The sequence below is a fragment of the Phaeospirillum tilakii genome (assembly GCF_042683125.1).
GTDB lineage: Bacteria > Pseudomonadota > Alphaproteobacteria > Rhodospirillales > Magnetospirillaceae > Phaeospirillum > Phaeospirillum tilakii.
In genome coordinates, this window is record NZ_JBHUIY010000023.1 from 38,317 (window position 1) to 64,859 (window position 26,543).

Below are 26,543 nucleotides of genomic sequence, written 5' to 3' on the forward strand. Positions count from 1 at the left end.
TTTCACCGCCGCCAGGACAACCGGAGGGGAGAGCGACGATGTCAGCCGAAAAGCGCCGTTTCCTGTGGGACGACCCACTGCTGCTGGAGGAAGCCCTGACCGAGGAGGAGCGGATGGTGCGCGACACCGCCGCCGCGTTCTGCCGCGACCGGCTGCTGCCCGGGGTGATCGAGGCCAACCGCCACGAGCGGTTCGACCGCGCGATCATGACCGAGATGGGCGCGCTCGGTTTCCTCGGCCCGACCCTGCCCGAGGCCGACGGTGGCGCCGGGCTCGGCTATGTCGGCTACGGCCTGATCGCCCGCGAGGTCGAGCGGGTGGATTCCGGCTACCGCTCGGCGATGAGCGTCCAATCCTCGCTGGTGATGTACCCGATCCACGCCTATGGCAGCGAGGAACAGCGGCGCCGATACCTGCCCGGCCTCGCCAAGGGCGAGCTGATCGGCTGTTTCGGCCTGACCGAGCCCGATGCCGGCTCCGACCCGGCCGGGATGCGGACCCGGGCGCGCAAGGTCCCGGGCGGCTACCGCCTGACCGGGTCCAAGATGTGGATCACCAACAGCCCGATCGCCGATCTCTTCGTGGTGTGGGCCAAGACCGAGGACGGGGTGATCCGCGGCTTCCTGCTGGAACAGGGGATGGCGGGGCTGTCGGCGCCGAAGATCGAGGGCAAGTTCAGCCTGCGCGCCTCGATCACCGGCGAGATCGTGATGGACGAGGTGTTCGTGCCCGACGACAACCTGCTGCCCGGAGTCGAAGGGCTGAAGGGGCCGTTCGGCTGTCTCAACCGCGCCCGCTACGGCATCGCCTGGGGGGTGCTGGGCGCGGCCGAATTCTGCTGGCACGCGGCGCGGCAATACACCCTCGACCGCCGGCAGTTCGGCCGGCCACTCGCCGCCACCCAGTTGATCCAGCTCAAGCTGGCCGACATGCAGACCGAAATCACCCTCGGCCTGCACGCCTGCCTGCGGCTGGGCCGGCTGTTCGATCAGGGCGGGATGGCCCCCGAGATGGTCTCGCTGCTGAAGCGCAACAATTGCGGCAAGGCGCTGACGATCGCCCGCACCGCCCGTGACATGCATGGCGGCAACGGCATCGCCGACGAGTTCCACGTCATCCGCCATGTGATGAACCTGGAGGCGGTCAACACCTACGAGGGCACCCACGACATCCACGCCTTGATCCTCGGCCGGGCGATGACCGGGCTGGCGGCGTTCTGAGGCAACGATTGGTGGGCGGCCGCCCGCCGGCCCGCTCGGGGAGCAGAGCTCCCCGAACCCCTCCCTTTTGGAGCGCGTGTCCGATGTATCACACCGCCCTTCCCACCCCGGTGGCGCCGGGACTCGAGGCGTTGCGGCTGCCGCTGCCCTTCGCCCTCGATCATGTCAATCTGTGGCTGCTGGCCGATGGTGACGGCTGGGTGCTGGTCGATAGCGGGTTCGGCGACGAGGACGGCTGCGCCCGCTGGGAGGAATTACTGGCCGGGCCACTGGCCGGGCGGCGATTCACCCGGCTGATCTGCACCCATTCCCATCCCGATCATATGGGGCTGGCCGGCTGGCTGGCCGGGCGGCTCGGCGTGACGTTGCTGACCAGCCGGGGCGAATGGGAGGAAGGGCGGCAGAGCTGGTTCGCCGACCCCGCCGACCTGCTGGCGCGCAAGCTGGCGCATTACCACCGGCTGGGCTATCCGCCGGAGCGGCTGGAGGCGATGCGCCAGGGCGGCGACATCTATCGCTCGCGCGTCTCGCCGCCACCGGACTCCTTCGTGCCGTTGGCCGATGGCGACGAATTGCGGATCGGCGAGGGAGTCTGGCGGGTGCTGACCTTCGGCGGCCATTCGCCCGAGCATGTCTGCCTGTGGAACCCCGAGGCCAACATCCTGATTGCCGGCGATCAGATCCTGCCGACCATCAGCCCGGTGGTGGCCTGCTGGCCCGACGCCCCCGAGTCCGACCCGCTGCGCCTTTTCCTCGACGGTCTGGCCACGCTGCGCCGCCTGCCGGCCGAAACCCTGGTGCTGCCGGCGCACGGGATGCCGTTCCACCACCTGCGCCAACGCTGCGACGACCTCGCCGAACACCACCGCCGACGGCTGGCGGCGATCGCCGCCGCCTGCACCACCCCGGCGACGGGATTCGCGATCGTCACCGCCTTGTTCACCCGCCCGCTCGACATCCACCAGCAGGGCTTCGCCGGCGGCGAGATCCTGGCCCACCTCAACCGCCTTGAGGCCGACGGCCAGATTCGCCGCGAGATTTCCCCCGCCGGCGTGTGGACCTTCCAATCCGCCCCGCCTTTACCCTGAAAAAGAAGGGGGTTCGGGGCATCGCCCCGAGCGGGTGCGGGCGGCAGCCCGCCGTCACCCCTGCCGGCGGATCAGCTTCAGCATCGTCTCGATGGTGATCGAGGACAGGGTGGCGCGGGTGGCGCCGTCGATCTCGTCCATCACCAGCCGCAGGCCGCGTCCCTCGGCGGTGTCGTCGCCCGGCTCGGCGCCGAGGGCCGGACGCACCCCGACCGGCTCGAAGATATGGATCAGATCGAGCAGGGTCAGCCGCCGGGCGTTGCCGGCGAAGCGATAGCCGCCGCCGACGCCGCGCACCGCCTCGACCAGCCCCTCGCGGCCGAGGATCCGCATCACCTTCGACAGGTGATTGGTCGAGATGCCGTATTTGGCGGCGATGTCGGCCGCCGGGATCTGGCTGTCGGGCCGCGCCGCCAGTTCGAGCATCGCGAACAAGGCGTGGCGGGTGGCCATCTGGAGGTTCATTCCTCCAGCCCCTTTTCGAGCTGGATGAACGGGCCGGCCATCATCCCCTGGCTGCGGAAGAACGACATCACCAACTGGGCGTCGCGGGCCAGCATGGTGCGGATCCGGGTGGCCCCGGCCTGCCGGAACAGCGCGCACAGCGCCTCGAACAAGGCGGTGCCGACATGGCGCAGCCGCTGGTCGGGCTGAACCGCGATCGCGAACACCCAGCCGCAGGGCGGCGAGCCGAATTCCCAGGCGCGGATCTCGCCGACGACGAAGCCGAGCAGCCGGCGTCCCTCCACCGCGACCAGAAAGGTGCCGCCCGCTCCTTCGCGCCGCATCCGTTCGAAGATCCCCCGCCAATAATCCGGCTTGGGGGTGGCGGTGATCTGGGTATCGAGACGGATGATCTCGTCGAGATCCTCGGTCTCCGCCGGACGGATAAGGAAATCCTGAGCCTCGGACGGCACGGTCAACTCCCTGGCACTGAACGAAAGTTTAGTATCACATCCTTCCTGGTAACGCAGTACCGGAATGCCGGGTAAGGCGCCCCGCGCGCCTTGACTTCCGCCGCCGAACCCGGCAAAAAGTAAAGCGGTACTTCTTTACCTGTTTAACCAACCCCCGCGTGAGACGGGGGATTCGGACCAAACCCAGGGGGAAGCCGATGACCATCGACACCAACGGATCCGACGGGGGGCGTCCGCTGACCTTCCCGCCCGGCTACAACGCGGCCCAGGCCTTCATCGACCGCCATCTCGACGAAGGGCGCGGCGACCGGGCGGCGATCCTGTCGCGCCACGGCACGGTCAGCTATGCCGAACTGGCGGCGCGGGTCAGCCGCTGCGCCCACGCCCTGACCGGGCGCGGGGTGAGGCCGGGCGACCGGCTGCTGATGGTGGTGCAGGACCGCCCGGCCTTCTTCTACCTGTTCTGGGGGGCGATCAAGGCCGGCATCGTCCCGGTGCCGGTCAACACGATGCTGCGCAGCCGCGACTATGCCGTCCTGATCGAGGATTCCGGCTGTGGCGCCCTGGCCTATTCGGCCGAGTTCGCCGGCGAAATCGAGCCGGCGCTGGCGGAGCGGCGGCCGGCGCTGGTGCTGCGGCTCGATCCGGCGGAGGAGGCGGCGCTGTTCGAGCATGGCCCGGACCGGTTCGATCCGGTGCCGGCCGGGGCCGAGCGGGACTGTTTCTGGCTCTATTCCTCCGGCTCGACCGGACGGCCGAAGGGCGCGGTCCATCTCCAGCGCGACATGGCGGTCACCAGCGAGCTGTACGGGGTGCGCACCCTGGGCGCCACCGCCGAGGACCGCTTCTTCTCGGCGGCACGGCTGTTCTTCGCCTACGGGCTCGGCAACGCGATGACCTTTCCGCTGTGGGTGGGGGGGACGGCGGTGCTGCTCGACGAGCGGCCGACCCCAGCCAGCACCTTCGCCACCATCGCCCGCTTCCGCCCCACCCTGTTCTTCGGCGTGCCGACCCTCTATGCGTCGCAGTTGGAGGCGCTCGACCAGGACCGCCCCGATCTGTCGTCGCTGCGGGCCTGCGTCTCGGCCGGCGAGGCGCTGCCGGGCGACCTGCTGCACCGCTGGCGCGAACGCACCGGGCTCGAAATCCTCGACGGGATCGGCTCGACCGAGGCGCTGCACATCTTCATCTCGAACCGGCCGGGCCGGACCCGGGGCGGATCGAGCGGCACCCTGGTGCCGGGCTATCGGGCCAGGATCCTCGACGACACCGGGGCCGAACTGCCGCCGGGTCAGCCCGGGCGGCTGTGGATCCAGGGCGAGTCGATCGCCAGCCGGTACTGGCGCAACCCGGAAAGGACGGCGGCGGCGATGGTCGGCGGCTGGCTCGATACCGGCGATACCTATCTGCGCGACGAGGACGGCCATTTCTATTATTGCGGCCGCTCCGACGACATGCTGAAGGTCGGCGGGATCTGGTGTTCGCCGTTCGAGATCGAATCGGCGCTGATCGAGCATCCGGCGGTGCGCGAGGCGGCGGTGATCGGCCGCGCCGACGGCGACGGCCTGATCAAGCCCGAGGCGTGGCTGGTGCTGACCGAGTCGGCGGTCGGCGACGACGCGCTGGAGCAGGATTTGCGGCTTCATTGCAAGGCCCGCCTCGCCCCCTACAAGTTTCCCCGCCGCTTCCACTTCGTCGCCGACCTGCCCAAGACCGCCACCGGCAAGATCCAGCGTTTCCGCCTGCGCCTCGGCGCGGAGCCGGCGGGATGAGCGCCGCCTGGCTCTATGACGGGCTGCGCACCCCGTTCGGCCGCCATGGCGGGGCGCTGGCGCCGGTGCGGCCGGACGAGCTGGCCGCCGGGCTGATCCGCGCCCTGCTGACCCGCCATTCCCTCGACCCGGCCGGGATCGAGGACGTGGTGCTCGGCTGTGCCGGTCAGGCCGGCGAGGATGGCCGCAATCTCGGCCGCAACGCCGCCCTGCTGGCCGGCCTGCCGGTGACGGTGGCCGGGGCCACCGTCAACCGCCTGTGCGGCAGCGGCCTCCAGGCGGTGATCGATTGCGCCCGGGCGATCCGCCAGGGCGAGGGGCGGCTGTTCCTGGCCGGCGGGGTCGAATCGATGAGCCGGGCCCCGTTCGTGCTGAGCAAGGCGGCCAGCGCCTTCGGCCGCGACGTCGCCCTGTTCGACACCACCATCGGCGCCCGTTTCCCCCACCCGGCCCTGGTCGCCGCCCACGGCAACGAGACGATGGCGGAAACCGCCGAGCTGGTCGCCGCCCGGCTCGGCATCGACCGCGCCGCCTGCGACCGCTTCGCCCTCGCCTCGCAGCGCAAGGCCGAGGCCGCCCGCGCCGCCGGCCGGCTGGCCGAGGAGATCGCCCCGGTGACGATCCCGCCGGCCCGGCGCGGCGGCGCGCCGAGCGTGGTGGCCGAGGACGAGCATCCCCGCCCCGATACCAGCCTCGATTCGCTCGCCCGGCTGCGGCCGCTGGCCGAGGGCGGGGTGGTCACCGCCGGCAACGCCTCGGGCCTCAATGACGGCGCCGCCCTGCTGCTGCTGGGCGACGAGAGTTTCGGGGCGGCGCACGGCCTCGCCCCGCTGGCCCGGCTGGAGGCCGCCGCGATCGCCGGGGTCGAACCGCGCCTGATGGGGCTCGGCCCGGTGCCGGCGATCGCCAAGCTGCTCGACCGCGCCGGGTTGCGGCTGGCCGAGCTTGACCTGATCGAGATCAACGAGGCGTTCGCCGCCCAGGTGCTGGGCTGCTGCCGCGAACTGGGGCTCGACCCCGACGATCCCCGCCTCAACCCCAATGGCGGGGCGATCGCGCTCGGCCATCCGCTCGGGGCCAGCGGCGCCCGCCTGGTCCTCGCCGCCGCGCGCGAACTGCGCCGGCGCGGCGGCGGCCATGCCCTGGTGACGCTGTGCATCGGGGTCGGCCAGGGCATCGCCCTGCTCCTTGCTTCCCCCGACCGGAGCGGACACCCGAGGTGAGCCGCGCCCGCCCCGGGCCACCGGCCGGCGCCGCCGGCCTCAAAAAAAGATCAGGAGGGACCTTCATGTTCAACAGACTGCGCCTGTGGCACCGGCTGATGGTGCTGGCGGTGCTGGGCGGCCTCGGGGTGGCCGCCGCCACCGCCGTGGTGATCGCCCATCTGCACGAGACGATGTATGCCGACCGCCGCCACGAGGTGAAGCAGACGGTCGAGACCATGGCCGCCGTGCTGGCCGGCTATTTCGCCGATGCCAAGGCCGGGCGGATCAGCCACGCGGAAGCGGTGGAGCGCAGCATCGAAACGGTCAACCGCACCCATTTCGGCGACGGCAATTACTTCTTCCTGTGCGACAGCCAGGGGGTGATGGTGGCCCATGGCGGCAACCGCGCGGTGATCGGGCGCAACTTCTTCGACGCCAAGGCGCCGGACGGCACCTTCTTCGTGCGCGAGCAGATCCGCCTGTCGCACCAGCCCGACGGCGGCTTTGTCAGCTATGCCTGGCCCCGGCCCGGCAGTGACGCCCCGGTCGGCAAGGTGTCCTATGTCCGCGCGGTCGAGGGGCTCGAACCCTATCTCGGCGGCGGGCTGTACACCGACGACGTCGAGGCGGCGTTCCGCGCCGTGCTGATCAAGGTGGGACAGGTGGTGCTGGGGGTGGTGGCGCTGCTTGGCCTCGCCGTCTATGCCGTCGCCGCCGGCATCGCCCGGCCGCTGACCCGGATCACCGGCGACATGCGCCGGCTGGCCGAGGACGACACCTCGATCGAGGTGCCGTTCACCCACCGTGGCGATGAGGTCGGCGCGCTGGCCCGCGCCCTCGACACCTTCAAGGCCAACCGGCTGGAGATGGCGCGGCTGCGCGAGGAGCAGGCGGCGACCCGGCGCGAGGCCGAGGAAACCCACCGCCGCGAGATGCGGGCGCTGGCCGACCGGTTCGAGCAGGAGGTGGGGGCGCTGATCGCCCAGGCCGCCAACGCCGCCGGCAGCCTCGACCAGCAGGCCGGGGCGATGCGCCGCTCGGCCGAGCAGACCAGCAGCGAGGCGGAGACCATCGCCCACGGCGCCGAGGAATCCTCGACCAACGCCCAGACCGTCGCCGCCGCCACCGAGCAGCTCGCCGCCTCGATCGTCGAGATCCAGCGTCAGGTCGGCCATGCCAGCCAGACCGCCGACAGCGCCGACCGCGAGGTCGCCGCCGCCAACCGTCAGGCCGAGGGGCTGGCCCAGACCGCCGACCGGATCGGTCAGGTGATCGACCTGATCTCGGCCATCGCCAGCCAGACCAACCTGTTGGCCTTGAACGCCACCATCGAGGCGGCGCGGGCCGGCGAGGCGGGCAAGGGCTTCGCGGTGGTGGCGGGCGAGGTCAAGAGCCTCGCCACCCAGACGGCGCGGGCGACCGAGGAGATCTCGGCCCAGATCGCCACCATCCAGTCGGCCACCACCGATTCGGTGGCGGCGATGCAGCGGATCGCCACCACCATCGCCGAGGTCAAGCAGGTCTCGACCGCGATCGCCGCCGCGGTCGAACAGCAGGGCGCCGCCACCCGCGAGATCACCCGCAACGTCCAGCGCACCGCCGAGGCGACCGGACAGGTCTCGTCCAGCATCGCCGGGGTGCGCGATGGGGCGGCCCGCACCGGCCGGGCGGCCCAGGACCTCAGCGAGGCCTCGGAGGCGCTGACCGCCAATGCCGGCCGGCTCAAGAGCCAGGTGGACCGCTTCCTCGACCGGGTCCGCGCCGCCTGAAGTCAGTCCGCCACGACGGGGGCGGGGCGGGCCCGACCCCCGTCAGATGTATTGGCCGGCATCGACCTTCAGCACCTCGCCGGTGATGCGGCGGGCGAGATCGGACAGCAGGAACAGGGTGGCGGCGGCGATGTCGCCGGCCTCGGGCAACTGCTTCAGGACGCTTTCCTCCTCGGCCCGGGCGCGGATCTCGGCCGGCAGCCGGGCGGTCATCTCGGTCAGCACCATCCCGGGCGCCACCGCGTTGACCGTCACCCCCTTCGGCCCGAATTCGCGCGCGGCGGTCTTGGTCAGGGCGATCAGCCCGCCTTTCGCGGCGGCGTAATTGGCCTGACCGAACTTGCCGCGCAGGCCGTTGATCGAGACGATGTTGACGATCCGCCCGCACCCCGCCGCCACCATCCCCGGCGCGACGGCGCGGATCAGGTTGAACGCCCCGGTCAGGTTGACCTGAAGCACCGCCTGCCAATCCTCGTCGCTGAGCTTGAGCAGCGAACGATCGCGGGTGATGCCGGCATTGTTGACCAGCAGCCCGGCCGGCCGGCCAAGCGCCGCCACCGCCGCCGCCACCGAGGCCGGATCGGCGACATCGACCGGGTGCAGCCGGCGATCGGGGGGCACCGTGCCGCCCTGGTCGAACACATGGACCTCGGCCCCGCCGGCCACCAGCCCGTCGGCGATCGCCGCGCCGATGCCCCGGCCGCCGCCGGTGACGATCGCCACCCGGCCGGTGAAATCGAAAGCCCCCCCGTTCATCCCATCCCTCCCGTTCGGTTTATCGCATTATCGTACCCAAATGCCTTTTCTCTGTCGATCCCCCGGCCGGCGAAAGGCGGACGGGGCGAAACCCGATTGAAGAGGGGATCGGGGGTGTCGTAAGACTCCGCCGGCACGGGCGACCGGGGACGGCGCCCGCCGCCCCTCCCCCCGATCACAACAGAGCATCCCGACGTGAACATCGTCCTCGGCACCACCTCTTCCGGCGCCCCCGCCTTCCTGTCGATCGAGGAATTGCTGTCGACCCGCCTGCTGGTGCAGGGCAATTCCGGCTCGGGCAAGTCGCATCTGCTGCGCCGGCTGGTCGAGCAGAGCGCCCAGGCGGTGCAGCAGGTGGTGATCGACCCGGAAGGCGATTTCGCCAGTCTGGCCCAGGTGTTCAATCATCTGGTGATCGACGCGGCGGCGCAGAGCGAGAACGGGATGCGCCAGATCGCCCGCCGCAGCCGGCAATCGCGGGTGTCGGTGGTGGTCACCCTCGAACATCTCGACACCGAGCGGCAGATGCGCCACGCCGCCGCCTTCCTCAACGGGCTGTTCGACATCGACCGCGCCTTCTGGACCCCGGCGCTGGTGGTGGTGGACGAGGCCCAGTTGTTCGCCCCCGCCGCCGCCGGCGACGTGTCGGACGAATCGCGCAAGCTGTCGCTCGAGGCGATGACCAACCTGATGTGCCGGGGCCGCAAGCGCGGTCTGGCCGGGATCATCGCCACCCAGCGTCTGGCCAAGCTGGCGAAAAATGTCGCCGCCGAGGCCAGCAACTTCCTGATGGGGCGGACCTTCCTCGACATCGACATGCAGCGCGCCGCCGACCTGCTCGGCATCGACCGCCGGCAGGCCGAGATGTTCCGCGACCTCGAATGCGGCCGCTTCGTCGGGCTCGGCCCGGCCTTGTCGCGCCGGCCGATCTCGATCGCGATCGGCGAGGTGCAGACCCGCAGCCATGCCGGCGGGGCGCGGCTGCTGCCGCTGCCGGAACGGTCGCAGGAGGAGGCGCGGGAATTGCTGTTCCAGGCCAACGCCCCGCAGATCCCCCGCTATGTCCCCGAGCAGAAGCCGGGCACCGAGGCGCTGCTGGCGGCGATGAAGGACCGCCCCGCCCCGCCGCCGCCCGAAATGCCGGCGCCGGAGCGGGCCGATCCTCCGCCGCCGCCCGAGAGCGAGGCCGAGGCCGAGGCGGGCACGGACGAGGCGCCGGACCAGGAACCGGCCGCCGCCGTCGAACCCGCCGCCCGCTCCTCGGCGGAAGGGATCGACGCGGTGCTGGAGGAATTGTTCGCCGAGGCCGGCGCCACCGGGCGGGCGATCAACCGGCTGTATGACGAATTCCTGGCCCGCTGCCGCCGCCGCCGGCTGTCGGGGCGGGTGCTGGACCTCGCCAATTTCCGCCAGCGGCTGGTGCTGGCCCAGGCCGGGATCACCCCGGCGGTGGCCGCCCTGCCCGGCTGGCCGCTGGCGGTCGAGATCGCGAACCGGCTGGACGAGGCGTTGCAGGGCCTGTTCCTGCATCTCGCCAGCGCGGCGTTGCAGGATCTGCCCTGCCCCAACGACGCGATGATCGCCCAGGCCTGCGGCACCCATTCGCAGCGCCGCGCGCTGGGCCTGCTGGCGCGGCTCCAGGCGCTGGGGGTGATCGAGGTCTATGACGAACTCAACGGCCAGCGGGTGGTGGTGCTGACCGAGCCGCAATGGCGCACCGCCCCGGGCGACACCGGCACCGAGCCGCCCTGGCTGTCCCCGGCCTGATTTTTTGGGTCATCCCGGACCTGCGGCGAAGAGAGGCCGGTTATGGCCGGGCTTGAGGCAGCCCCGCAGGGATGCGTGGATCAAGTCCGCGCATGACGGAACGGACGGGAGCCGTCCTCCCCACCAAGCCGGGATAGTCCTTATTTTTTCAGAGAAGAATGGGGTCCGGGGCCTCGCCCCGGCCGGGCCCGCGGGCGGAGCCCGCGCAGCTTTCGCCAGGCGGGAGCCCGCGCGAAGCCCGCCGCGCCCGCAGCCAGCCGGCGAGGCCGGGCCGTTCCTCCAGCGCCGCCTGCATCGACCCGCCCCGTCCGAGCAGATGGTCGCCGAACCCGACGATCATCCGGTTGGGATCGGCGCCGGGACGGCGGCGGCGCAGCAGGCGCAGGGCGCGGCGCTCGCCGCCGGGCATCCGCTGGCACAGCAGCAGGTAGGCGGCGGCGGCGCTGCGGCTGAAGCCGGCCCAGCAATGGATCAGCACCCGGGGCTGGCGCGGCAGGCCGGCGCCGAAATCGAGGATGGCGCGGGCATGGCCGGCGGCGGGATAGAGGGCACGCTCGGCCGGGCTGAGCCAGGCCGCCTGTCCGGCCGGCAGGTCGCGCACGTCCCAGAAGCTGAGCCGCAGCACCCGGGTGCCGGCGGGAAAGGCCGGCAGATGCGGGCTGGCGGGGTCGGTGATCGAGATGGCGTGGGTCGGGGCGAAGCGGCCAAGGGCGGCCGGAAGCTCGGCCAGTCCGCACAGGGCGAAGGCGAAAGGGGATCGGTCACCAAGCATGACGGCGCGCGAGACCCGAGGCGGTGGAGGTGTGGCGTCGAGATTTACGCCGATCCGCCCCGCCGCCGCAAGCGTCACCGCCGCACGGCAGGGTAAACGTAATCGAAGAAGCGGGCGCCGCCCGCACCCGCCAAGGGCCGCAAGGCCCTTGGATCCCATTCCTGGTCCCGTCGGGCGCGAGGCTTGACTCGGCGCGGGGGGCGCCCCTATGGTCGGCGTTCGGACCGCAGTCGCCCTGCGCCCCGCCGCACCGTCGCCCTTCGCGCCGTCTCCGGTCCGTCACGCCGCATCACCCGCGCCGTTTTCTCCCCTCGCCGGCCCAGAAAGGCCCCTTGCCCGCATGGATCTTCTCTCTCCCGACCACCCCCTCGCCCGGGCCCTGGCCGAACGCGCCTATACCGACCTCACCGCCGTGCAGAGCGCGGTGCTCGCCCCCGAGGCCACCGGGCGCGATCTGCTGGTATCGGCCCAGACCGGCTCGGGCAAGACGGTGGCCTATGGCCTTGCCCTCGGCGGCACCCTGCTCGGCGCGGCGGCGACGCTGCCGCCGGCCGGGGCGCCGCTGGCGCTGGTGGTCGCCCCCACCCGCGAGCTGGCGTTGCAGGTCCATCGCGAGCTGTCCTGGCTGTACCGTCCGGCCGGCGGCATTGTCACCTCCTGCGTCGGCGGGATGGATCCGCGCGCCGAACAGCGCCGCCTCGCCCAGGGCGCCCACATCGTCGTCGGCACCCCCGGCCGGCTGCGCGACCATCTCGAGCGCGGCGCGCTCGACGTCACCGCCCTCCGCGCGGTGGTGCTCGACGAGGCCGACGAAATGCTCGACATGGGCTTTCGCGAGGATCTCGAAGCGATCCTCGACGCCACCCCGGCCGAGCGCCGCACCCTGCTGTTCTCCGCCACCCTGCCCAAGGAAATCGTCGGGCTGGCCCGGCGCTATCAGCGCGAGGCGGTGCGGATCGCGCTGGCGGCCGGGTCCCAGGGCCACGCCGACATCGAACACCGCGCCGTCCGCATCGCCCCGACCGAGACCGAGCATGCGGTGGTCAACCTGCTGCGCTATCACGATTCGCCCACCGCGATGGTGTTCTGCGGCACCCGCGAGGCGGTCAGCCACCTTCAGGCCAGCCTGCTCGAACGCGGCTTCGGGGTGGTGGCGCTGTCGGGCGAACTGAGCCAGAGCGAGCGCAACCGCGCCCTCCAGGCCCTGCGCGACGGCCGCGCCCGGGTCTGCGTCGCCACCGACGTCGCCGCGCGCGGGATCGACCTGCCCAGCCTCGATCTGGTGATCCACGCCGAACTGCCCCGCACCGCCGAGACCCTTCAGCACCGCAGCGGCCGCACCGGCCGGGCCGGGCGCAAGGGCATCAGCGTGCTGCTGGTGCCGCTGTCGCGCCGCCGCCGCGCCGACCTGCTGATCCAGTCGGCCGGGATCCAGGTGGCCTGGGGCGCGGTGCCGAGCGCCGACGACATCCACGCCCTCGACCAGCAGCGCCTGCTGGCGGCGCCGTTCCTCAGCGAGGAACCGGCCGAAGAGGAACGGGCGATGGCCCAGGCCCTGATCGAGGCCCATCCCGCCGAGGCGATCGCCGCCGCCCTGGCCCGGCTCTACCGCTCGGCCCTGCCGGCGGCCGAGGAGGTGTTCGATCCCGGCCCCGATTTGCCGGCGCGCGGCCGCCGCGAGGGCCGGCCGCCGCGCGAGGATTCGAGCGAGCGGCCGATGGTGTGGTTCCGGCTCAATATCGGCCGGCTGAAGAACGGCGATCCGCGCTGGCTGCTGCCGCTGATCTGCCGCCAGGGCCGGGTCGCCAAGCAGGATATCGGCGCGATCCGCATCCTTGAGCGCGAAACCCGCTTCGAGGTCGATGCCCGGGTGGCCGACCGCTTCCGCGCCGCGCTGAAGCAGGTCCAGCACCCCGAGGGCAAGATCGAACCGCTGGCCGACGCCCCGGCGCCGGGGCCGCGCGAGCGGGCGCCCCGGGAGCGGCCCCAGGGCGAACGGCCCCAGGGCGAACGCTCTTCCGCAGAACGGCCCCAGCGGGAGCGGCCCCAGCGGGAACGCCCGCCGCGCCGCCGTCCGCCCGGATCCGGGCCGCAATCGTAAATCGCATCCGCCCCCTTGCGACGGCCACCCCATACCATCGATATTATAACGATGGCGAGGCCGCGCAGGGATGCGGGGAGCGCACCACCGCTCCCCGGTCACCGGGACGTTCCCTCGCCGCGTCAGACCCATGCGCCGGGGGCCCCGTGACCAGACCCGATCTCCCCACCCCTTTGTCCCGCCCGCGGGTGATGTTCGTCGATGACGACGAGAACATCCTGGCCGGTCTGCGCCGCACCCTGCAAACCCTGGCCGACGCCGAATGGGACCTGCATTTCGTCAGCCATGGCGGCGACGCGATCGCCCTGCTCGACCATCTGCGGTTCGACGTGGTGGTCACCGACATCGGCATGCCGGAGATCGACGGCGAGCAACTGGCCCGCCACATCGCCCGCACCGCCCCGACCACCGCGCTGATCGTGCTGTCGGGACGGTGGGGCCAGACCGAGACCTTCCGCCGCCTCGGCCCCGACGTCGCCTGCCTGACCAAGCCGGTCGGCAAGGATCTGCTGGTGTGGACCATCCGCCAGGCGCTGGCCCGCGCCGCCGCCGCCGGGCCGGGCCCGGACGGGCGGACGGCGGCGGAGCGCACGGCGGCCGAGGCGCTGGCCGCCCGGCGCTCGCACAAGGTCGCGCTGCTGATGCTGGCCGACCTCGCCGAATATCGCGACCACGCCACCGGCGGCCATGTGCTGCGGGTGGCGCGGATGACCCACGAGATCGCCCGCACCCTGCGCCGGCGCGGCATCGAGCCCGAGCGTTGCGACGAGCCGTTCCTCCAGCATGTCGCCGTCGCCAGCATCCTGCACGACGTCGGCAAGGTCAGCATCCCGGATTCGATCCTGCTGAAGCCCGGCCCGCTCGACCCCGACGAACGCCGGACGATGGAGACCCACACCTCGAACGGCGGCACCCTGTTGCAGAAGGGACAGTGGCTGCTGGGCGGCAGCCTCTATTTCGAACTGGCGGCCGAGATCGCCGAGGGCCATCACGAATGGTGGGACGGCAGCGGCTATCCGCGCCGGCTGGCCGGCAAGGCGATTCCGCTCGCCGCCCGCATCACCGCGATCGCCGACGTCCATGACGCGCTGATCTCGCGCCGGCCCTACAAGCAGGGCTGGGCCGCCGACGAGGTGCTGGCCTATATCCGCGACCATGACGGCACCCAGTTCGATCCCGACATCGTCGCCGCCTTCTTCGAGGTGATCGCCAACCGGGCCAAGGCGCCGCTGATCGAATGGACCGACGAGATCGCCATCGGCCATCCGGTGATCGATCACGACCACCGCATCCTGCTCGAACTGATCAACCAGATCAGCAACGAGGAGAATGCCGGCGACCGCACCATCGTCGAATTCGTGCTCGACGAACTGGTCGATTACATCCGCTACCATTTCCACAACGAGGAAAGCCTGCTGGCGCAGGCCGGCTATCCCGACCTCGACCAGCACCGCGAGACCCATCGCCAGATGACCGCCGAGGTCGATGACCTCTACCACCGCTTCCTGCACAGCCAGGAGGACATCGGCGAGGAACTGCGCCGCTTCCTCCAGGCCTGGCTGGTCAACCACATCATCGTCGAGGACCACCGCTTCCAGGATTTCATCCTGGCGCGGACGGACCAGGGCTGACACCAGCCCCGGCCCCCTGCCTTCAGGCCGCCGCCCCCGGCCCGGCGGCGTAGGGCGGGCCGCGAAAGCCGTTGACCACCCCCTGCGCCGCCTCTTCCCCCAGCCCGAGCCGGCGCAGGGCATAGCCCATCATCGCCAGCGCCAGTTCGTGCTCGCCCTTGACCACCATCCCGACCCCCTGGCGTTCGAGATAATCGCGTTCGAGGTCGCTGTGGGTGCGCACCACCATGTCGAGCCCGGGGGTGGCGGCGCGGGCGCGGGCGACGATCTGGCGCACCTGGAACCCGTCCGGCACGGCGCAGACCAGCAGGCGGGCCTCGGCGATCCGCGCCTCCTCCAGCACCCCGGGCACCGTGGCGTCGCCGCACAGGATCACCGCCCCCTGCTGGCGCAGGGTGCGCACCACCTGCCGGTTCTTCTCGATCACCACATAGGGGATGCCGGCGCGGTCGAAGGCGCGGGCGACCAGCGCGCCGACCCGGCCGAAGCCGACGATCACCGCGTGGCCACGCCGGCCGGCGGCGGCGTCGGCCGGATCCTCCGCCGCCGGCAGTGCTCCCAGCCGGTCGCCGCCCGACCGCTCCAGCAGCGCGATCAGGCGGGGCCGGGCGGCGAACCAGCGCTCGATCCGCCCGACCGCCCAGAACGCCACCGGATTGAGGGCGATCGACAGCAGCGCCCCGGCCAGGATGAAGGTCTGCCCCTCGGCCGGCAGCAGCCCGAGCGCCATGCCGAGCCCGGCCAGGATGAAGGAGAACTCGCCGATCTGGGCCAGACTGGCCGACACCACCAGCGCGGTCGAGAGCGGATAGCGGAACAGCAGGACGATCGCGAACGCCGCCAGCGACTTGCCGATCAGGATCACCAGCAGCACCGCCAGCACCGACCACGGCGCCTCGATCAGGATGCGCGGGTCGAACAGCATGCCCACCGAGACGAAGAACAGCACGGCGAAGGCGTCCTTCAACGGCAGCGAATCCGCCGTGGCCTGATGGCTGAGGTCGGATTCGCTCATCACCACCCCGGCGAAGAAGGCGCCCAGCGCGAACGACACCCCGAACAGCGCCGCCGACAGGAAGGCGATCCCCAGCGCCAGCGCCAGCACCGCCAGGGTGAACAGCTCGCGCGAGCCCTGGCGCGAGATCTGTTCGAGGATCCACGGCACCACCTTGCGCCCGGCGATCAGCATCAGGGCGATGAACAGCCCGACCTTGACCAGGGTCAGCCCCAGTTCGGGCAGCAGCTCGACCATCCGGTCGAGGGTCAGCGGCCCGGCGCCGTTGACGGCGGCGGCCAGCGCCGGCAGCAGCACCAGGGCGACGATCATCGCCAGATCCTCGACGATCAGCCAGCCGACGGCGATGCGGCCGTTGAGCCCGTCGATCATCTTGCGCTCCTCCAGCGCCCGCAGCAGCACCACCGTGCTGGCGACCGACAAGGCGAGGCCGAACACCACCCCGGCCGGCAGGCTCCAGCCCCAGCTGTGGGCCAGCGCCGCGCCGATCGCGGTGGCGACCGCGATCTGGGCCACCGCCCCGGGCACGGCGATCCAGCGCACCGCCCACAGGTCCCGCACCGAGAAATGCAGGCCGACGCCGAACATCAGCAGGATCACGCCGAGTTCGGCCAGTTCGCGCGCCAGTTCGGCATTGGCGACGTAGCCCGGGGTGAACGGACCGACCGCGATGCCGGCCAGCAGATAGCCCACCAGCGGCGGCAGGCGGAGACGCGACGCCACCCATCCCCCGGCCAGCGCGAACAGCAGGCTCATGGCGATGGTGGCGATCAGGGGGGTGTCGTGGGGCATGCCGAGGCTCTCCGTGCGGGGGGTATCCTTAAATGGGGAACGAACAGGGGCGGAACGAGGGGGCTGGCGCGCGAGCCGCGCCCGCCGCCGGTCACGGCGCGCCTCCCTCGGGCTCGCGCCGCAGCCGCTTTTCGCCGAGGAACAGCAGGATCGGCGCGGCGATGAAGATCGAGGAGGAGGTCGCCAGCACCACGCCGAACAGCAGCACCCAGGCGAAATCGCGCAGGGCCTCGCCGCCGAACAGCGCCAGCGGCAGCGTCGCCAGCGCCAGCGCCAGCGAGGTCCCCACCGTCCGCCCCAGGGTCTGGTTGATCGACAGATCGATCAGGTCGCGCAGCGGCATCTTGCGATAGAGGCGCAGGTTTTCCCGCACCCGGTCATAGACCACCACCTTGTCGTTGATCGAATAGCCCATGATGGTCAGGATCGCGGCGATGGCGGTCAGGTTGAACTGCATCCCGGTCAGGGCGAAGAAGCCGACCGTCTTGGTGACGTCGAGCAGCATCGTCGCCACCGCCCCCACCCCGAACTGCCATTCGAAGCGGAACCAGATGTAGAGCAGCATCGCCACCGCGGCGAGGCCGAGCGCCAGCATCCCGTCGCGGAACAATTCGGCGCTGACCGAGGCGCCGACCGTCTCGACCCGGCGCAGCACGGTGCCGGGGAAGGATTCGACCAGGGTGGCCTGGACCCGCTCCAGCGCCTGCTGCTGCGCCGCCGCCCCGCCCGGCGGCTGTTCGAACCGCAACAGCACGTCGGTCGGCGGGCCGAACCGCTGCAACGACACCGGCCCCAGCCCGAGCTGGCCGGTCGCCTCGCGCAGGCGGGGGAAATCGGCCGGGCCGTCGGTGCGGATCTCCACCACCGTGCCACCGGCGAAATCGACGCCGTAATTGAGCCCGGGGGCGAAGAACAGCCCGACCGAGGCGAGGCTCAGCACCACCGACACCGCCAGACCGGCGATCCGCCCCTTCATGAACGGGATCGCCGTCCGCTCCGGCACCAGCCGCAGGCCACGGTGCAGCGGCAGTTCGGCGCCGCGATGGCGGCGGACCCAGGCGACGATCAGCCAGCGCGTCACCACCGTCGCGGTGAACATCGAGGTCAGGATGCCGAGGCTGATGGTGACGGCGAAGCCCTTCACCGTGCCGGTGCCGACGGCATAGAGCAGCGCCATCTTGATCAGGGTGGTGAGGTTGCTGTCGAGGATGGTGGCGAAGGCGCGGCGGAAGCCGGTTTCCAGCGCCGCCAGCGGCCCGGCGCCGTTGCGGCGTTCCTCGCGGATCCGTTCGTTGATCAGGATGTTGGCATCGACCGACATGCCAAGCGTCAGCAGGATGCCGGCGATGCCAGGCAGGGTCAGCGTCGCCTGGAGCAGCGACAGCGCCGCCAGGGTCAAGGCGAGGTTGAACAGCAGGGCGATGTTGGCGAACAGCCCGAACAGGCCGTAACTGACCGCCATGAACCCCACCACCAGGGCGAAGCCGACCACGCAGGCGATCACCCCGGCCCGGATCGCGTCGGCGCCCAGTTCCGGCCCGACGGTGCGTTCCTCGACCACGCTGAGCGGCGCCGGCAGCGCCCCCGCCCGCAGCAGCACGGCGAGGTCGTTGGCGCTCTGGGCCGAGAAATGGCCGCTGATCTGGCCCTGGCCGCCGGTGATCGGCTCGCGGATGACGGGCGCGCTGATCACCTTGCCGTCGAGGACGATGGCGAAGGGCCGGCCGACCTGACGGGTAGTGATGTCGGCGAAGCGCCGCGCCCCGGCGGAATCGAAGCTGAAATTGACCACCCATTCCCCGGTCTGGCCGTTGCGGCCGGCCGAGGCGTCGCGCAGCCGGGCCCCGTCCAGCTCGATCCGGGTCCGCACCGGCAGCCGTTCGGCCGAATCCGCCAGCGGCAGCAGCCGGGTGCCGGGGGTGCCGGCGGATTCGCCGAGCAGATGGAAGCTCATCTTGGCGGTCTGGCCGAGCAGCCGCTTGATCCGGCCGGGATCGTCGATCCCCGGCAACTGCACCAGGATGCGGTCGCGGCCCTGGCGGGCCACCACCGGCTCGTTGACCCCGACCTGATCGATCCGGCGGCGGACGATCTCGACCGATTGCTCGACCGCGCGGGCCTCGGCCTGACGGATCGCCTCCTCGGTCAGGCTGAGGCGGAAGCGCCCGTCCGGCCCGGCGGTCAGGGTCAGTTCGCGCGGACCGGCCGGACCGCCGTCGAGCAGCGGCCGCAGCGCGGCGCGCGCCGCCTCGGCCCGGGCGGGATCGGCCAGGGTGAAGGACACCGCGTCGGCCCCGGCGGCGAGGTCGCGATAGACCAGCCCGGCCGCGCGCAGGGCGCCGCGCGTCGCGTCGAGGGTGCCGTCGAGCCGCTCGGCCACCACCGCCCCGGTCTCGACCTCCAGCAGCAGATAGGCCCCCCCTTGCAGATCGAGGCCGAGATTGAAGCGCGACAGCGGCAGCCAATCGGGCATCTGGTCGGGCTTGACGAAATTGGGCAGGCTCAGCAGCAGGCCAAGGGCGCAGATGATCCAGATCAGCGCGGATTTCAGCTTGGAAAAAGTCAGCATCGGTCGTTCGTCTCCGAACCGTGCCCGGGGCACGGCGAGGCGGACGCGGCCAGCACCGCGGAGCGGCGGACGGCACACAGGCCGGCCGGCCCGCCTCTGGCAACAGGCGTCGTCGGGAAAGAGGTTCCGGCGGGCGGAACGGCGATGACCGGGGCGCCGTCGCGGCGGACGGGGCCTCAGGCCAGCGGAGACGGGAGGGCGGGCGGACCGGTGGGGACGCGGGCGGTGAGCTGGCCGCTGGCGGGCGGTGGCGCCACCGCGCCGGGATGGCCGGGGCCGGACGCGGCCGGCGCGACCAGGGCGAACGCCGGCGCCGGCAGCGCCAGCGGCGGCGGGAGGTGATCGGGACGGGGACCGCCCAGGCCGGCGCCCTGCGGACGGACCGGCTTGGCGAGACTGCCCAGCCGCCCCCACAGCGCCGTCGCCGGCAGCCGTTCCGACTGGACCGTGCCGGCCGGAACACCATCCCCCAGGCCGGGACGGGACCCGGCCCAATTGTCCAGCCCGCCGCCGATCCCGGTCAGGGCGGTCAGCAGCAGCAGCAGGACCGCGCCGGCCATCACGGCAAGGCGGGGTCCCCAGGGCTGGACCGGCAGGGATCGGGATGCGTCGGGCACGTCAACTCCACGGTTTCGCCGCCATCATAGCCGGCGGGGGCCGGCTTGGCCCGCCTTTTCGGCCCGAAAGCGGCGAAAAACGGTCAGTGCGCCCGCGCCGGCAGGCAGGGACGCTCGATCAGCAGATGGGTCGCGGTGGCGAGCAACACCGCGCCGGCCCCGACCGCCAGCACCACCCCCTGCCATTCCGCCCCGTCGAGCGCGGCGAAACGGTCGGGGCCGAGCAGCCGGGTCGCCACCAGATACAGCACCATGTGGTGCAGCAGATAGGTGCCGTAGCTGATCAGGCCGAGGAAGCGCAGCGGCGGCCAGCGCAGCAGCGCCCACGGCCCGGCCCCGGTGGTGACGCCGAGGAACACCAGCCCGAGCAGCGCCATCTGCGCCGGCCCGTAGACGTCGGTGAAGCCAAGCACCAGCACCGGCACCGCCGCCAGCCCGGCCCAGGCCAGCAGGCGCGGCCCGAGCCAGCCGGGCAGCGCCCGGCTGCGCAGATGGGCGACCAGCAGCCCGACCAGGAAATAGCCGTAAAGCTGGACCGGCCGCGCGGTCACCAGCGCCAGCAGCAGCAGGCCGGCGGCATAGAGCAGCCACGGCCGCCGCCCGGCGGCGAACAGCGCCAGCAACGGCAGGCACAGCACGAATTCCCATTCGTAGCGCAGCGTCCACACCACCACCTCGATGTAATAGGTGCCGGGGCGGGCGTTGATGTCGGGCAGCGGCAGGAAATCGAAACACAGCCACTGGCCGATCTCGGCGGCCAGTTCCCCCGGCGGCACCCGCAGGGCGAAGTCCGAATCGGCCAGCACGATCGCCACCAGCGCCGCCACCGCCGCGACATACATCGGCACCAGCCGGCGCAGCCGGCCGACCAGCAGCGCCGGCCAGCGCAGCGGCGCCCCGGCCAGCAGCCGGCGCCAGTAGAGATAGGCGGTGATGGTGAAGAACAAGGCCACCGCCGCCTCGCCGGCCAGATTGTCGAAATGGCCGGGCGGCGCCTCGTACTGGCCGGTGGCGCAATAGGCGCGGAAGATGATGCAATGGTGCAGGATCACCAGCAGGCTCAGCACCCCGCGCAGGCCGTCCAGTTCCCCGGCGCGGCCACCGCCGCCCAGCACGACGCGGCCGAGGGCGGGAAAGCCGCGCAGCAACAGCGCCGACAGCCCGGCCGCCAGCAGCAGGACCGAACCCAGCCCGGCCAGGGTCGCGGCATCGGGCAACAAGGCGGCAAACAGGGCGTCCATGATGACGGAAGCGTCCTCGCATCGAGTGGGGGGGGGGAGACCGGACCAGGCGGCGGCGAACGGTAGGGCCGGGGCGGCGGGGAAGTCAACGATGGCCGCTCAGGCAACCGGCCGGCGTCATCGGCTCGGTGGCATAGGTGGGAAGCCCGCCCCGGCCGGACAAGACGCCACGCCGGTTTTTTTATAATTCGATATTTTTACACGGCCAGAACAGGATGCCGCAAAAACCGCGCAGAAACCTGCCCGTGAAACCTGAAATAGAATCATCTGGACGGATGTTTTGCTTTGATCCACTCTCGATCTGGCGTTGCGGGGCGATCGACCGGAGGAACGCCGTCGGCGAATTGCGCCTCCCACCGCATCCGGAAGACTGAGCGCGAGGGGGCCGGCGACATGCCCGATTACATCAATCTCGAAACCCATGGTGACGCCCGCGCCCTGGCGGGATTCCGGCCGCTCGAGATCGATGCGGCGCTGGTGGCGCGCCTCGGCCTGCCCTATCCGGTCGGCGACGGGGTGATCGCCGCGCTGGCGGCGGGGGCGCGGCGCTACCGCGACCTGTTCGACAACGATTCCCTCCAGCCCAGCCTGACCTATCTCGAGGCCGAAACCGATCCCGACCAGGAACTCGAGATCCACAATTACACCAACATCTGCCCGACCAACGTGCTGGAGGTGACCCCTTCCGCCGGGTCCTGCTCGATCGCCTGCCAATATTGCCTCGTCACCGACGGCAACCAGTGCCAGCAGATCACGCTCTACACCAATTACACCGAGAAACTGCGCCGGTCGCTGGAGCGCAACCGGGGCCGCGACGTCTTCTATTATTTCTCGCCCAAGACCGACGCATTCAGCGAGCCGCATCTGGTGTCCGGGCTGGCCCACGACATCCTGCGCACCTTCATCGCCCATTTCGAGCACTTCCCCGACTCGCGGGTGCGGATCTTCATCTGCTCCAAGGCCGGGCTGAAGCAGGTCGAGACCGCCCATCGCGGCGAGACCATCCTCGACCTCGCCGGCCGGTTGGCCGGCCGGGCGCAGTGGAACGGCTCGATCGGGATCATGCCGGCCTATCTGCGCGACATCCTCGAACCCCATGCCGGCACCATCGCCGACCGGCTGGCGGTGATGCGGCGCTGCCAGGAACTGGGGCTGGTGTCGCGCTCGGTGCTGTGCCAGCCGCTGCTGCTGCCCTATCTGACCGAGGAGAACGTCGATTCCTACCTCGGCGATCTCGCCGCCGCCGGGGTGGTCAACATCAAGCCGGAATTCCTCACCGCCGATCTCGCCAACCTCGCCCTGATCGCCCAGTACATCAACCATTTCGATCCCGACCGGCTGGCCGAGTTCTTCCGCCCCTATCTGATGGAAGAGAACCAGACCCACCTCAAGCAGCGCCTGCGCCTCGCTCCCGACCGCGCGGTCTGCGTCGAGAAGCTGGCGCTGATCCGCGACACCGCCCGCCGCCACGGCGTGTCGATCAGCATCTGCAACTGGGTCAAACGCGAACTGAGCGGGGTGGCGGGCTGGGTCGGCAGCCTGGCCCAGGACAGCGGCTCGGTCGCCAACGGCTATGCCTGCCTCGGCTATTACACCCGCCTGTTCGCCGGACGGAGCGCCGGGGGATGCTGCGGCGGCGATCAGGACCGCGTCCCGGCCTGATCACGCGGGCTCTGCCCGCGACCCGCCAAGGGCCGCAAGGCCCTTGGATCCCTTTCCCTGCCCTTCGCGCGACCAACGCCCGCGCCCAAGCTGACAGGCCGCTCCGCGCCCGACCATCAATGGGTTCCAAGGGCCTTGCGGCCCTTGGCGGGGGTGGGCGGAGCCCACATCACCCCCGAACCCCGCGAGGAGCCAGACCGACTGAACGCGAATTGAGATAAAAAAGGCGGCAGCCCTATTTACGGGGCGGCGACGCCAGCAGCGCCACCACGCCGACCAGCGGGGTGAGGGCCAGCGAGCAGAAGAAATAGCCCCAGAAGCCGAAGGTGCGGCGCCGCCCCAGCCATCCCAGCACCAGACTGGCCGCCACGCAGAGAAGGAACGGTTCCATCGCGGCTCCGGGAGCGAACGGCGGCGGCGCGGGCGGGGCGACCCGGTCGCCCCGCCCGGCGCGCGGCCTAGACGGTCTTGGTCTTGCCCTGGTCGCGCAGCGACTGGGCGACGCCCTTGCCGGCCTCGACCTGGGCGCGGAAATAATCCTGCACCTTGGCCGGATCGAAGGTGAGGAAGGTCCCGCCCGAGGCGAAATGCAGCACGAACACCTTGTAGACGGCGTAGGTCACCGCGCCGGCCAGCACCGGAAAGGCCACCGCGCCGGCGGTCTGGCCGATCACCGGGACGAATTTCAGCAGGCTGATCACCGCCCCGCCGAGCGCGGTCGGCAGCACGCCGCCCAGCAGCGCGCCCAGCGCGCTCTTGCCCCATTCGGCGCGGAACGACACCCCGTATTCCTTGGCCAGCACCCGGATCAGGTCGAGGTTGACCGCGAAGATGCCGGCGACATCGACCAGCGGCAGCGGCACCAGCCCGACCCCGAGCGCGGCGAGGATGTGGTTGCGGGCGATCTGCTCCAGCCGGTCGGGATCGACCGTCGGCGCGGCGGGGGGAAGAACCTCGGCACCGCCGGGCGACGGCACGGAACCGGGCTTCACGTCTTCGGACATCGGAACACTCCTTGCTGCGGACACAGGCAACGGCTCACGCGGGGAACCCGATGGGACCCCGCGCGCCCCGGGCGGAAACGGAGCGACGCGATCGGCCGCCTTCAACCGACGAAGACATTAATTCTGAAGGAGAATACCATTCCGCGACTTCGACCGTCCACCTGAAAATAGGAGCGAAACCGACCGCTATTTGCTTTATGATTTCATCGAAGACAAACCCGGCCAGGCGAAGAACCACGATCGGGCAATGCCGATGACGACAAGGGGAACCCTGGGCCGGGCGGAAGACGGCGCGACGGCGGGACGGTCCGCACCGCCGGATCCGGCCGCCGGTTGCTTTGCCCAGGCCTTCGCCGCCACCTGCGACCGCGCCCCCGCCGCGATCGCGATCAGCACCGCTCAGGGCGACCTCAGCTTCGCCGCGCTCGACCGCGCCGCCAACCGGCTTGCCCACGGCCTCCGCGCCGCCGGCCTCGTCCCCGGCGAGGCGGTGGGGGTGGTGGTCGGCCGCTCCGCCGCCCTGCCCGAGGCCTTCCTCGCCATCCTCAAGGCCGGCGGAATCTATCTGCCGCTGGGGGCCGACCTGCCGGCGGAACGGCTGGCGACGATGGCCCGCGTCGCCGGGATGCGCTTCGCCCTGCGGCTCGACCCGCCCCCGCCCGGGCTGGCCGAGGCGGCGCCCGGCCTCGCCCTGCTCGACCCGGCCGAATGCGCCGCCGGCCAGCCGGACCGGCGCCCCGCCCCCTGCCGCCGGCCGGACGACCCCGCCACCATCCTGTTCACCTCGGGCTCGACCGGCCAGCCCAAGGGGGTGCCGCTGCGGCACGAATCGCTGGTCGCGATGGTGCGCGGCCATGTCGAGGCGCAGCGGATCATCCCCGACGACCGGATCCTGCTGGCCTCGGCCCCCGGTTTCATCCTCGGCTTCCGCGAATTGTGCCTGCCGCTGCTGGTGGGGGCCGCCTGCGTGCCGGTCGGCCGCGCCCTGCTCGACGATCCGGCGGCGCTGGCGGCCGAGATGACCCGGCGGCGGGTCAGCGTCGCTCTGTTCACCCCGTCCTATCTGCGGCTGTTCCAGCGCCGCGCCCCGGCCGGGCTGCGCCTGCTGATGACCGCCGGCGAGCGCCCCGACCCGGCCGAGGCCCGCGCCTTCGCCCGTCAGCTCGAATGCTGGAACATGCACGGCGCCACCGAGGTCTGCGGCACCATCTGCCTGACCCGGGTCGATCCCGACGGCGACGGGCCGATCCCCAGCGGCCGGCCGTTTCCCGGCACCGGGGTCCATCTGCTCGACGAGGACGGGGGCGAGGCCGCCCCCGGCGCGGTCGGCGAGATCCACGTCACCGGCCCCGGCGTCGCCGGCCGCTATCTCGGCCAGCCCGAATTGAGCGCGGCCCAGTTCGTCCCCACCCGCTGGGGGCTGGCCTACCGCACCCGCGACCTCGGCCGCTGGCGCCCCGACGGCCAGTTGGAGACGCTCGGCCGGATCGACGACGTGGTCAAGCTGTCCGGCCAGCGGGTGGCGCTGGGCGAGATCGAGCAGACCCTGGCCCGCCATCCCGGAATCCGCCGCGCCGCCGTGCTGGTCGAGGGCCAGCGGCTGGTCGCCTTCGTCGAGACCGAGCCGGGCGCGCCGGCGCCGGCCTCGTGGCGCGAGCTGCTGACCCGCACCCTGCCGGCGGCGATGATCCCGGCCCGGGTCACCGCCTTGCCCGGCCTGCCGCTGACCGGCGCCGGCAAGGTCGATCGCCGCGCCCTGACCGCGCTGGCCGAGGCCGCCCCGGCCGCCGCCGCCGCCCCGCCCGCCACCCCGCTCGAACGCCGCATCGCCACGGTGTGGGAAACGGTGCTGGAGGTCGCCCCGGTCGGGCGCGACGACGATTTCTTCGCCCTCGGCGGCAGCAGCCTGCGCTCGATCCAGCTCGCCGCCCGGCTGCGGGCCGAGGGGATTCCGGTCGAGGCGCGCACCCTGCTGCTGGCCCGCACCGTCGCCGCCCTCGCCGCCCGGATCGAGGAAGCCGCCGAGGCCCCCCCGCCAGCGGCGGCCGACACGATCACCCTGGGCGAGCAGGAATTCTGGGCGGCGTGGCGGCTGGGCCGGCCCCAGGCCGGGGCATTGGTCCGCCGGGTGCTGGCGGTGAGCGGCGCGGTGCCGCCGCCGCCACGCTGGGCCGCCGCCTGGGCCGCGCTGATCGCCCGCCACCCCGCCCTGCGCGGCGGATTCGATGCGGAGTCCGACGGCACGGTGCGGCCGCTGCGGCGCGACCCCGCCGACACGGCGGCGCCGTTCCCGGTTGAGGCGGTGGCCGATCCCGCGGCGGCGCGGGCGCGGATCGAGGCCCATCTCGCCGTCCCGTTCGATCCCGCCCGGCCGCCGCTGGCCCGGGCCGGGCTGGTGCGGATCGCCGCCGCCGAGGGGACGGGCGGCGAGACCCTGCTGTGGCTGGGCATCCATCATGCCGTCGCCGACGGCGAATCCGTCCGCCAGCTCGAAAGCGACCTGCTGGCCCTGGTCGAGGGAAACGCCCTGCCCCCGGCTTCCGACGGCCCGGCCCTGGCCCGCGCCGAGGAGGCCCGCCACCGCGACGGCCCCGCCGCCGCGGCGGCGCGGCAGGAGTGGCGGGACCGGCTCGCCGCCCTCGCCG

Annotated in this window: 20 protein-coding genes; 10 read left to right on the plus strand and 10 right to left on the minus strand. The window is 71.9% G+C overall.

Annotated features, from left to right (window positions below):
• The first annotated feature begins 38 nt into the window (after positions 1–38).
• Both ACFSNB_RS12100 and ACFSNB_RS12105 read left to right on the plus strand, forming a co-directional pair.
• On the plus strand, positions 39–1,220 hold the full coding sequence (locus ACFSNB_RS12100) for an acyl-CoA dehydrogenase (RefSeq protein ID WP_377316877.1): 1,182 nt from the start codon (positions 39–41) through the stop codon (positions 1,218–1,220).
• A gap of 83 nt (positions 1,221–1,303) precedes the next feature.
• Positions 1,304–2,308 (plus strand): MBL fold metallo-hydrolase, encoded by a 1,005-nt coding sequence (locus ACFSNB_RS12105; protein ID WP_377316879.1) that lies wholly within the window; start codon positions 1,304–1,306, stop codon positions 2,306–2,308.
• Positions 2,309–2,362: 54 nt separating this feature from the next.
• Here the strand turns inward: ACFSNB_RS12105 and ACFSNB_RS12110 are convergent, their stop codons facing one another.
• On the minus strand, positions 2,363–2,773 hold the full coding sequence (locus tag ACFSNB_RS12110) for an Rrf2 family transcriptional regulator (protein WP_377316881.1): 411 nt from the start codon (positions 2,771–2,773) through the stop codon (positions 2,363–2,365).
• A complete protein-coding gene (locus ACFSNB_RS12115; RefSeq protein ID WP_377316883.1) occupies positions 2,770–3,225 on the minus strand; it encodes a GNAT family N-acetyltransferase in 456 nt (151 codons plus the stop codon). Before ACFSNB_RS12115 ends, ACFSNB_RS12110 begins: the two co-directional genes overlap by 4 nt.
• 197 nt (positions 3,226–3,422) lie before the next feature.
• On the opposite strand from ACFSNB_RS12115, the gene ACFSNB_RS12120 reads away from it, so the two are divergent.
• From ACFSNB_RS12120 to ACFSNB_RS12130, 3 genes are all read left to right on the plus strand, one after another.
• The gene (locus tag ACFSNB_RS12120; RefSeq protein WP_377316885.1) at positions 3,423–4,997 is read left to right on the plus strand and encodes a benzoate-CoA ligase family protein; all 1,575 of its coding nucleotides are present in this window, start codon (positions 3,423–3,425) and stop codon (positions 4,995–4,997) included.
• Positions 4,994–6,220 (plus strand): acetyl-CoA C-acyltransferase, encoded by a 1,227-nt coding sequence (locus ACFSNB_RS12125; RefSeq protein WP_377316887.1) that lies wholly within the window; start codon positions 4,994–4,996, stop codon positions 6,218–6,220. The genes ACFSNB_RS12120 and ACFSNB_RS12125 overlap by 4 nt, the downstream gene beginning before the upstream one ends.
• Before the next feature lie 65 nt (positions 6,221–6,285).
• Complete coding sequence (locus tag ACFSNB_RS12130) at positions 6,286–7,971, plus strand: methyl-accepting chemotaxis protein (RefSeq protein WP_377316889.1); 1,686 nt, start codon at positions 6,286–6,288, stop codon at positions 7,969–7,971.
• Between the two features lie 42 nt (positions 7,972–8,013).
• Here ACFSNB_RS12130 and ACFSNB_RS12135 read toward each other — a convergent pair whose 3' ends face one another.
• Complete coding sequence (locus tag ACFSNB_RS12135; protein ID WP_377316891.1) at positions 8,014–8,727, minus strand: SDR family oxidoreductase; 714 nt, start codon at positions 8,725–8,727, stop codon at positions 8,014–8,016.
• Positions 8,728–8,922: 195 nt separating this feature from the next.
• Here ACFSNB_RS12135 and ACFSNB_RS12140 point away from each other — a divergent pair, with 195 nt between their 5' ends.
• Complete coding sequence (locus ACFSNB_RS12140) at positions 8,923–10,494, plus strand: helicase HerA domain-containing protein (protein WP_377316893.1); 1,572 nt, start codon at positions 8,923–8,925, stop codon at positions 10,492–10,494.
• Between the two features lie 148 nt (positions 10,495–10,642).
• Here the strand turns inward: ACFSNB_RS12140 and ACFSNB_RS12145 are convergent, their stop codons facing one another.
• On the minus strand, positions 10,643–11,266 hold the full coding sequence (locus ACFSNB_RS12145; RefSeq protein WP_377316895.1) for a hypothetical protein: 624 nt from the start codon (positions 11,264–11,266) through the stop codon (positions 10,643–10,645).
• Positions 11,267–11,606: 340 nt separating this feature from the next.
• Between ACFSNB_RS12145 and ACFSNB_RS12150 the strand changes: the two genes are divergently transcribed.
• Both ACFSNB_RS12150 and ACFSNB_RS12155 read left to right on the plus strand, forming a co-directional pair.
• Positions 11,607–13,367, plus strand: coding sequence for a DEAD/DEAH box helicase (locus tag ACFSNB_RS12150; RefSeq protein WP_377316897.1), 1,761 nt, complete (start codon positions 11,607–11,609; stop codon positions 13,365–13,367).
• Between the two features lie 146 nt (positions 13,368–13,513).
• Positions 13,514–14,998 (plus strand): bacteriohemerythrin, encoded by a 1,485-nt coding sequence (locus ACFSNB_RS12155; RefSeq protein WP_377316899.1) that lies wholly within the window; start codon positions 13,514–13,516, stop codon positions 14,996–14,998.
• 22 nt (positions 14,999–15,020) lie between these two features.
• On the opposite strand, the gene ACFSNB_RS12160 is transcribed toward ACFSNB_RS12155, so the two are convergent.
• From ACFSNB_RS12160 to ACFSNB_RS12175, 4 genes are all read right to left on the minus strand, one after another.
• Entirely contained in the window at positions 15,021–16,805 is a 1,785-nt protein-coding gene (locus ACFSNB_RS12160; protein ID WP_377316901.1) for a cation:proton antiporter domain-containing protein, read from the minus strand.
• Positions 16,806–16,896: 91 nt separating this feature from the next.
• Positions 16,897–19,374, minus strand: a complete 2,478-nt coding sequence (gene secD, locus ACFSNB_RS12165; protein WP_377316903.1) for a protein translocase subunit SecD — start codon at positions 19,372–19,374, stop codon at positions 16,897–16,899.
• A gap of 176 nt (positions 19,375–19,550) precedes the next feature.
• Positions 19,551–19,991, minus strand: coding sequence for a hypothetical protein (locus tag ACFSNB_RS12170; RefSeq protein ID WP_377316905.1), 441 nt, complete (start codon positions 19,989–19,991; stop codon positions 19,551–19,553).
• Between the two features lie 83 nt (positions 19,992–20,074).
• Positions 20,075–21,232: an acyltransferase family protein gene (locus ACFSNB_RS12175; RefSeq protein WP_377316907.1), complete on the minus strand. Its 1,158-nt coding sequence runs from the start codon at positions 21,230–21,232 to the stop codon at positions 20,075–20,077.
• A 393-nt stretch (positions 21,233–21,625) separates the two neighbouring features.
• On the opposite strand from ACFSNB_RS12175, the gene ACFSNB_RS12180 reads away from it, so the two are divergent.
• Complete coding sequence (locus ACFSNB_RS12180) at positions 21,626–22,894, plus strand: radical SAM family protein (protein WP_377316909.1); 1,269 nt, start codon at positions 21,626–21,628, stop codon at positions 22,892–22,894.
• Between the two features lie 235 nt (positions 22,895–23,129).
• Here ACFSNB_RS12180 and ACFSNB_RS12185 read toward each other — a convergent pair whose 3' ends face one another.
• Both ACFSNB_RS12185 and ACFSNB_RS12190 read right to left on the minus strand, forming a co-directional pair.
• On the minus strand, positions 23,130–23,285 hold the full coding sequence (locus tag ACFSNB_RS12185) for a hypothetical protein (protein WP_377316911.1): 156 nt from the start codon (positions 23,283–23,285) through the stop codon (positions 23,130–23,132).
• Between the two features lie 67 nt (positions 23,286–23,352).
• Positions 23,353–23,898, minus strand: coding sequence for a YcjF family protein (locus ACFSNB_RS12190; RefSeq protein ID WP_377316913.1), 546 nt, complete (start codon positions 23,896–23,898; stop codon positions 23,353–23,355).
• A 253-nt stretch (positions 23,899–24,151) separates the two neighbouring features.
• Here ACFSNB_RS12190 and ACFSNB_RS12195 point away from each other — a divergent pair.
• Positions 24,152–26,543 (plus strand): amino acid adenylation domain-containing protein (locus ACFSNB_RS12195; protein WP_377316915.1); only part of this gene is annotated, 2,392 nt, incomplete at its 3' end.